The sequence below is a fragment of the Bacillus sp. ISL-34 genome (assembly GCF_018613325.1).
Lineage (GTDB): Bacteria > Bacillota > Bacilli > Bacillales > DSM-1321 > Peribacillus.
In genome coordinates, this window is the sequence record NZ_JAGGQJ010000015.1 from 1 (window position 1) to 6,524 (window position 6,524).

9 protein-coding genes are annotated in these 6,524 nt (G+C 33.6%); 2 read left to right on the forward strand and 7 right to left on the reverse strand.

Features of this window, described 5'->3' with window-relative positions:
- Positions 1-467: 467 nt before the first annotated feature.
- Positions 468-878, reverse strand: a complete 411-nt coding sequence (locus J7E52_RS12965; RefSeq protein WP_214747031.1) for a hypothetical protein — start codon at positions 876-878, stop codon at positions 468-470.
- Between the two features lie 457 nt (positions 879-1,335).
- A complete protein-coding gene (locus J7E52_RS12970; RefSeq protein WP_214747034.1) occupies positions 1,336-2,205 on the reverse strand; it encodes a LysR family transcriptional regulator in 870 nt (289 codons plus the stop codon).
- A 128-nt stretch (positions 2,206-2,333) separates the two neighbouring features.
- Between J7E52_RS12970 and J7E52_RS12975 the strand changes: the two genes are divergently transcribed.
- Complete coding sequence (locus J7E52_RS12975; RefSeq protein ID WP_214747037.1) at positions 2,334-2,873, forward strand: prolyl-tRNA synthetase associated domain-containing protein; 540 nt, start codon at positions 2,334-2,336, stop codon at positions 2,871-2,873.
- Positions 2,874-3,033: 160 nt separating this feature from the next.
- Positions 3,034-3,927: a DMT family transporter gene (locus J7E52_RS12980; protein WP_214747040.1), complete on the forward strand. Its 894-nt coding sequence runs from the start codon at positions 3,034-3,036 to the stop codon at positions 3,925-3,927.
- Between the two features lie 327 nt (positions 3,928-4,254).
- On the opposite strand, the gene J7E52_RS12985 is transcribed toward J7E52_RS12980, so the two are convergent.
- From J7E52_RS12985 to J7E52_RS13005, 5 genes are all read right to left on the reverse strand, one after another.
- Positions 4,255-4,545: a hypothetical protein gene (locus J7E52_RS12985; protein ID WP_214747043.1), complete on the reverse strand. Its 291-nt coding sequence runs from the start codon at positions 4,543-4,545 to the stop codon at positions 4,255-4,257.
- 21 nt (positions 4,546-4,566) lie between these two features.
- Complete coding sequence (locus tag J7E52_RS12990; RefSeq protein ID WP_214747045.1) at positions 4,567-4,839, reverse strand: hypothetical protein; 273 nt, start codon at positions 4,837-4,839, stop codon at positions 4,567-4,569.
- Between the two features lie 145 nt (positions 4,840-4,984).
- On the reverse strand, positions 4,985-5,422 hold the full coding sequence (locus J7E52_RS12995) for a GNAT family N-acetyltransferase (RefSeq protein ID WP_214747048.1): 438 nt from the start codon (positions 5,420-5,422) through the stop codon (positions 4,985-4,987).
- 164 nt (positions 5,423-5,586) lie between these two features.
- On the reverse strand, positions 5,587-6,009 hold the full coding sequence (locus J7E52_RS13000) for a YhfM domain-containing protein (protein ID WP_214747051.1): 423 nt from the start codon (positions 6,007-6,009) through the stop codon (positions 5,587-5,589).
- A 180-nt stretch (positions 6,010-6,189) separates the two neighbouring features.
- Positions 6,190-6,345 (reverse strand): hypothetical protein, encoded by a 156-nt coding sequence (locus J7E52_RS13005; RefSeq protein ID WP_176474335.1) that lies wholly within the window; start codon positions 6,343-6,345, stop codon positions 6,190-6,192.
- Positions 6,346-6,524 lie beyond the last annotated feature (179 nt).

The window sequence follows — 6,524 nt, forward strand, 5'->3', positions numbered from 1 at the left end:
AAAGTTGGCTTATTCGTAGGATTTCAAAGAAAGCACGAAGTACTGGATGTAATGAACAAAAGGGCAATGACCCGTTCCGTTAGCAAAACCGGCCTCCACCCCTTGGATAGGCATGACGAAGGAATGAAAGGGCATAGGATTATGACCCGTTGAGACATGGGAGGGAAAGCCTCCAGGGGCAGCGTGGAAAATGCGTGCAGCATATGTAATAATATGGGATTTTTAACAGATCCCCTATTTCAATCTGCCCTCATCTTATCAAAACGGTCCGATCTCTTTCGTTCATCTAAAGCAACCTATACCATGTGGTTTGAAATCCTGCGAATAAGCGAGTATTCGTGAGCATTATCAATTAAACTGAGGGAGTTCATTAAGCCAAAAAGGCCATCAAATGGCAGCCCCTGATCTCACTTACGCACACATAAGTTAAAGAAGAAAAAGCTGCCTTTAAAAGCTGCTCAAAATTCTTATTGTGACAAATGTTTGTACTCTAATATTTCTATCTTCAAACCATGATTACATTTCAGTTGATTAAGCTTTCTACTGTCACAGGATGGAGATATTCTTAATTTAACTTGGTCGTCTACATAATCCAACGGTTCATTACGTTCAGAAGAGACTTGAATTTTTATATCGACATCGTAAGAATGATTTTCATTGTAACTTATGCCAACAATTCTTTGCCATTGCCAACCCCAATTACGTCCATACTCTTTTTCAATTTTCTTATCTAGAGTTGGAAACACAATATCTCCAAAAATATCCTCTGTTGTTCCATACCATCCTTCCATTTTTGAAACCGCTTCTGCTTTAACTGCTTGCATAGGAGTAAAGGCAAATAAAAAAATCCTAATAAGATTAAATATCCGCTTAGCCAACAAGTTTCACCTTATATTTCTGTTTACTCCTTATTCTTTAGCTAAACTCAATAGTTATTCCTTAGTAAACTAACCTGACCCTTTAATTGCATAAAGAAAAAGCTGTCTTAAAGACAGCTCTGATCTTCAGCTAACGCAAGCGTTAGCTTAAACAATCGAGTCAGATTGTGGAGTATCATTTTAAAGGAAATTGGATATTTATCGAGGAAATTGTGAAGGATTGTACTTAAGCTTACGGGTAGTTTAGTGCAAGAAGGAACTACAATTAGGAATTGTTATTTATAGTATGCTAAGGATTTAGTGATGTATATGTTTAATAACATGCATTGTTGCCTGTCTGAATATTTTCTTCAGTATCATAAAAGGTTCGGACCAGCGTATAGGTGCGAACCCATAATTTGAAATATTTCAAACAGGCTGTCATGTGTGTTTTAACAATTTGATCCACTATACTCATTCAATCTCTGTTCTTATATGATAAATATTCTAAAAATTTTTTGGACGCAAGGGAAAGTGTTTTTTGTTCTCTCATAGCAACACCAATATTTCTAAAAGCAGGAACTTCAAGCTCTTTCGCTATAATTTTGTGAGGAATACGCTGTAATATCAATTCTGGTAATATACTGATTCCTAGCCCATTTTCCACCATAGACATAATGGCATAGTCATCCCATGTTGTAAAATTAACACGAGGTGTAATATGGTGCCTCTCAAAAATTTCAGAGATTTCTGCTTTTGCCCCCTTTTCCAACAGCATAAACGGACTGTCCAGTAAGCCGTTGATGGGAAACTTTTCGCAATTAGCAAGAGGATGATTTTGTGGAATCACCACCAGCAAACGGTCTTGTTCCAAAAAGATTGTTTCAAGTTCTGCTTTTGTCGGTAGCCGCAAAAATCCAAAGTCAACACGCCCATTTAGGATCCAACTCTCTATTTCTGTATAATCACCAAGCAGAAATTCAAAATCTATCATTGGGTAATCCTTCTTAAAAATTTTAATAATGTTAGGGAGCCAATGAGATGCTACGCTGGAAAAAATCCCAATACGAAGTATCCCAGATTCCAAATTATTTAAGTCTTCGATCTGCTTCATTAAGATTTCATACTCATTGCAAATTCGCTTTAATTGGGGCAGTAACTTTAAACCATCCGAGGTTAAATTGATACCGGCACGTCCTCTTTCAAAAAGGAAAATCCCCCATTCCTTTTCTAAATCGTTAATCATACGGCTAATCCCAGACTGTGAATAGTCCAATATTTCGGCAGCTTTTGTAAAACTACCCAATTCTACTGCTTTGACAAATGCCATATATTTTTGGATATTCATATCTCTTTCCTCACCCCATCTGATTTTATCATATACATCATGATAAACATTCGTTTTTGTAATGTATGTGATTATGATATATTTTTACTATTAATTATTCAAGTTAGGAAAGGAAAAGGTGTAAAACGATGTTTTTTGTGAGTGATATTATGGAAAAAGCACCAGACAGCTACAAGTCTCATCTACAAGAAACGGTCTATGAATCATTGACAAAGTTACTGATTCCATTTGAACGAGTGAGTACAGATGAAGCAATTTCAATGGAGGACTGTATTGAGATCAATCAAAAATTGGATATGAAAATGGTAAAAACGCTGTTCCTCTGCAATAGTAAAAAGACAGAATTTTATTTATTTATAACCACCGCAGATAAACCATTCAAAGCAAAAAATTTCAGCAATGCACTCGGTATATCACGCGTCTCCTTTGCTCCTGCGGAACTAATGGAACAAATTCTGGGCGTAAAAATCGGAGTTGCTACTGTATTTGGTGTTTTAATGGACAAGGAAAATCTTGTGCAGGTGGTTTTCGATAAAAATGTGCTTTTGGAAGAGTGGTATGGTTGTAGCGATGGAACGACAACCGGATATATGAAGGTCAAAACAGAGCTGATCGTCAATAACTTCCTAACCTATGCAAAGCACATTCCGAAAGTAATTGAAATGTAAAAAAACGAGGGAATTAGATATTTTTATTTGAAGCATACGCACAAATCGGTGTAAATATTGCCACCCTTGAATATTATTGAGGACTTGTGATCACTTATATTAAATACAGATTAAGAATCTGCGAAATATATGTTGTTTCGCAGATTCGTAGGAGTAGACGATGAAATCTAAAATTCAGTTTATATTATCAATGATTATTTTCGGTACAATTGGTTTAGTTGTTCGATACATTGATCTATCATCGAGCGAAAGAGCTTTACTAAGCAGTTTCCTTGGATGCTTATTTTTACTGCTAGTATTCTTCATGATTAAGAAAAAAATATCATGGAATTTAGTTAAATCTAATGCTTTATTTTTGATTCTTTCAGGTATTGCATTGGGAGGAAATTGGATTTTTCTATATCAATCGTTTGACTATACGACAATTGCCAATGCAACACTTGGTTATTACTTTGCACCTGTGTTTGTGATGATTCTTTCTCCCTTTGTACTTAGGGAACAGTTATCCATTAAAAAATTTGTGTGTATAGGTGTAGCAATCATAAGTATGTTAATGATTGTAGGAGAAGGCGTGAGTGCATCTAGATCAGATGATATACTTGGACTTTCCTTTGGAATAATCGCAGCTGCATTTTATGCTGCGTTATTGCTTTTAAATAAATTTATTAAAGATATGGGGAAGTTAGAGCTGACCATCATTCAGCTTGGAATAACCACTTTACTTCTAATGCCATATGTTTTCCTTACTGAAGGCTTTGGTATCTTTGAAGTATCAAGTTCTTCCATTCCTTTTATTTTAATTTTAGGGATCATCAATACAGGGATTGGATTTTGGTTATTTTTCTCTGGTATGGAAAAATTAAAAGGACAGAGTATAGCTATGCTAAGTTATGTAGATCCATTTGTAGCTATATTGATTTCTGCAATTATCCTGCAAGAACAAATGACAATTGTTCAAATGCTTGGTGGTGTATTGCTATTAGGCTCTACATTTGTTAGTGAAATTAGATCAATCAACTTTTCAAAACAACTAATGAAAAGATCAGCTGAATAACGTAAAAACAGTGGGAAGCATTTGTTTCCCACTGTTTTATATTTTAGAGTGTTTTTAGATTAAGGTTTAATTTTTTTTTGGATAATTCAATATTACTTTCCATATCCCTTTCTCCCTGAAAATTTCTTTTCAACACATCAGTTTTTTTATTTAATTTTAATACAAAAATATAAAAGCCTTGCTACATTTTATTGTAGTAAGGCTCTTTAAAGTTGTTTAATCCTTATTCAACTAAAGCACCCGTTAGTTGCATAAGAATAGGAGCTACTGATTAGCTCCTGTTCTTAGTAAAGCACACGTTCGCACAATAAGTGATATTGAATTTTTTTACATTAAACCTATTACTACCCCAATAATCGAAAAAGAAAATACTAATAAAATCAATAAGATTATAAAAGGAGCTACCTTCTTTAGAAATCCTTCTTCTTTGTTTTTAAAACTTATATAACTAAAAACCAGGCTAAGTACACCTGTAATAATAGAACTAAAAAATAATACTTTTAGGAAAACAACCATCATACCTTCAGGTTTATCAGGAGCAAATTCATAAGCAATAAACATTGTTATTGCACTTATAATGCTTAATATCGCAGATCTTTTGCTGTATTTTTCGTTCATTTGTTTTAAACTCCCTCATCTTTAACTAAGAAACCTTAAGTTGAACAATTTTTTATATGAAAATATTATAATTCCACAAATCACAGTTACTCCTACAAATGTGAATAAGTAAAGAAAAGGAGAATTAACCTTACCAAAAACTACTTCATTTTGAAGTGTTTCTACTTTATCCCATGCACTTGCAATATCTGGTTTATAGTTCCTTGTTTTTATATATCCGACTAACATCATACCGACTAAATAGATTATATGAATTGCAATTGAACCAATAAATGCTTGAAAAACCAGCTTCATTTAGACCCTCCTTTACAACCTCATATTACCATAATAACCCATATGTGTTAATGAACTAAACTGCCCCGATAGTTCCATTAGAAAAAGGTTGCCGCAGCAACCCCTTATTGAAGTAAAGCACCCATTAGTGAAAGAAGCCAGTTGTTTATAATGGCAAACTCAAAGTAACTGTTCTAATGTTAAATCCCATTTTTTCGTACAGTTTAATAGCTTGATTCTCTGCAAATGCACTGAGACGGACTTCTGAGTATCCATCTTGTCTTAAATGGTCAATGGCAGTTCTCATTAACCGTTTAGAAATTCCATTCCCTCTAAATTCTTCTATAACAAATAGTTCATAAATAAATCCACTCATCTTATCAGTAAATTGATCTTTACTTGCCCCTATAAGAATCCATCCCATTAATTTATCGATCTCTGTTGCAATTAAATAATAGCTTCCCTTTTCCAGTAGAGGTTCAACAAGATGTTTGATTTTTTCATTTGTAGGTTTTACTTCACCCAATGTGCCATCAAATACAGCTTGTGGAGAAAGTAACATAACCTTTTTAAGTTCCGAATCGATAGGTTTTCTAATATCCATTAATAATGTCGAGTCCTTTCAATATCCTTTTATATAGTTTAGCATAATATCCCAATATTCTTCTTCCAAAGTCTATAATTACTTTGATTTCTTGTTCAACTAAACTGCCCATTTAGTTCCATAAGAAAAAGCTGCCTTAAAGACAGCTCCAATCTTCAGCTAACTCACACGTTACTTAAGAAAATTTTTTTTAGGGTTTGTGCATTACCTTTATTTAACTCTCCATAACTTTCGTTTTCATTATTGCTAATAATTGTTGCTGTACTTGCACTTTCATTAAACCAAATTTCATATTCATAAAGTCTTTCAGGTATATCTTCATCAAAAGTGTAAAACAAAGTAGCTTCTACGTCTGGTTTTCTAGCCATTTTAACCACTTTATCATCCCATTTGATTTGTTCAAATGTCTGCCTTAGCAGCTCTATTGTTTCGCTATCTGTTATCATTACGACATCTTCGTAATTTCCTTCTGTATCAATTTTTTGAACATCTACTCTTGATAATTGTCCTTTTTCTTCCCCAGCACAACCGACCAATAACACCATAAAAACAAAAAGAGAAGTGAAATTTATTATCTTTTTCATCATACACCTCCATAAATTTACACGTTCACATTACATAATAGTTCCAGTTTATCTTCAACTATCCTGCCCCGATAATTCCATTAGAAAAAGAGCTGCCGAAGCAACTCCCTTATTGAAGTAAAGCACTTGTTTGTTGAATAAGACTTATTGTGAGTTAACACAAGTTGTGACATAAAAAAACAGTTAAAATGATTTAAAAATTGAATTTAAAACAATAAATAGAAAAATGATAATAGCAACTACAATTGCTTCGAGTGTGAATTTTTTATTCTTTTTCTTTTGCTGTAATTTCTCCCTATATTCCATTTGAATCTTTTTCTTTTTATCATCTAATTTCATAGCAGGTAGACCCCTTAATGAAGATAATTTAGATTTATATTACCATAAAAAACCATATTTGTTCTTCAACTATCCTGCCCCGTTCGTATTATAAAGGTCAGCCAGTTATTTCTGGTTGAACAATTTTTATATCGATATATGATAACGGTAGCCGGGGTAGAACGTTCCTGCCCGTGGGG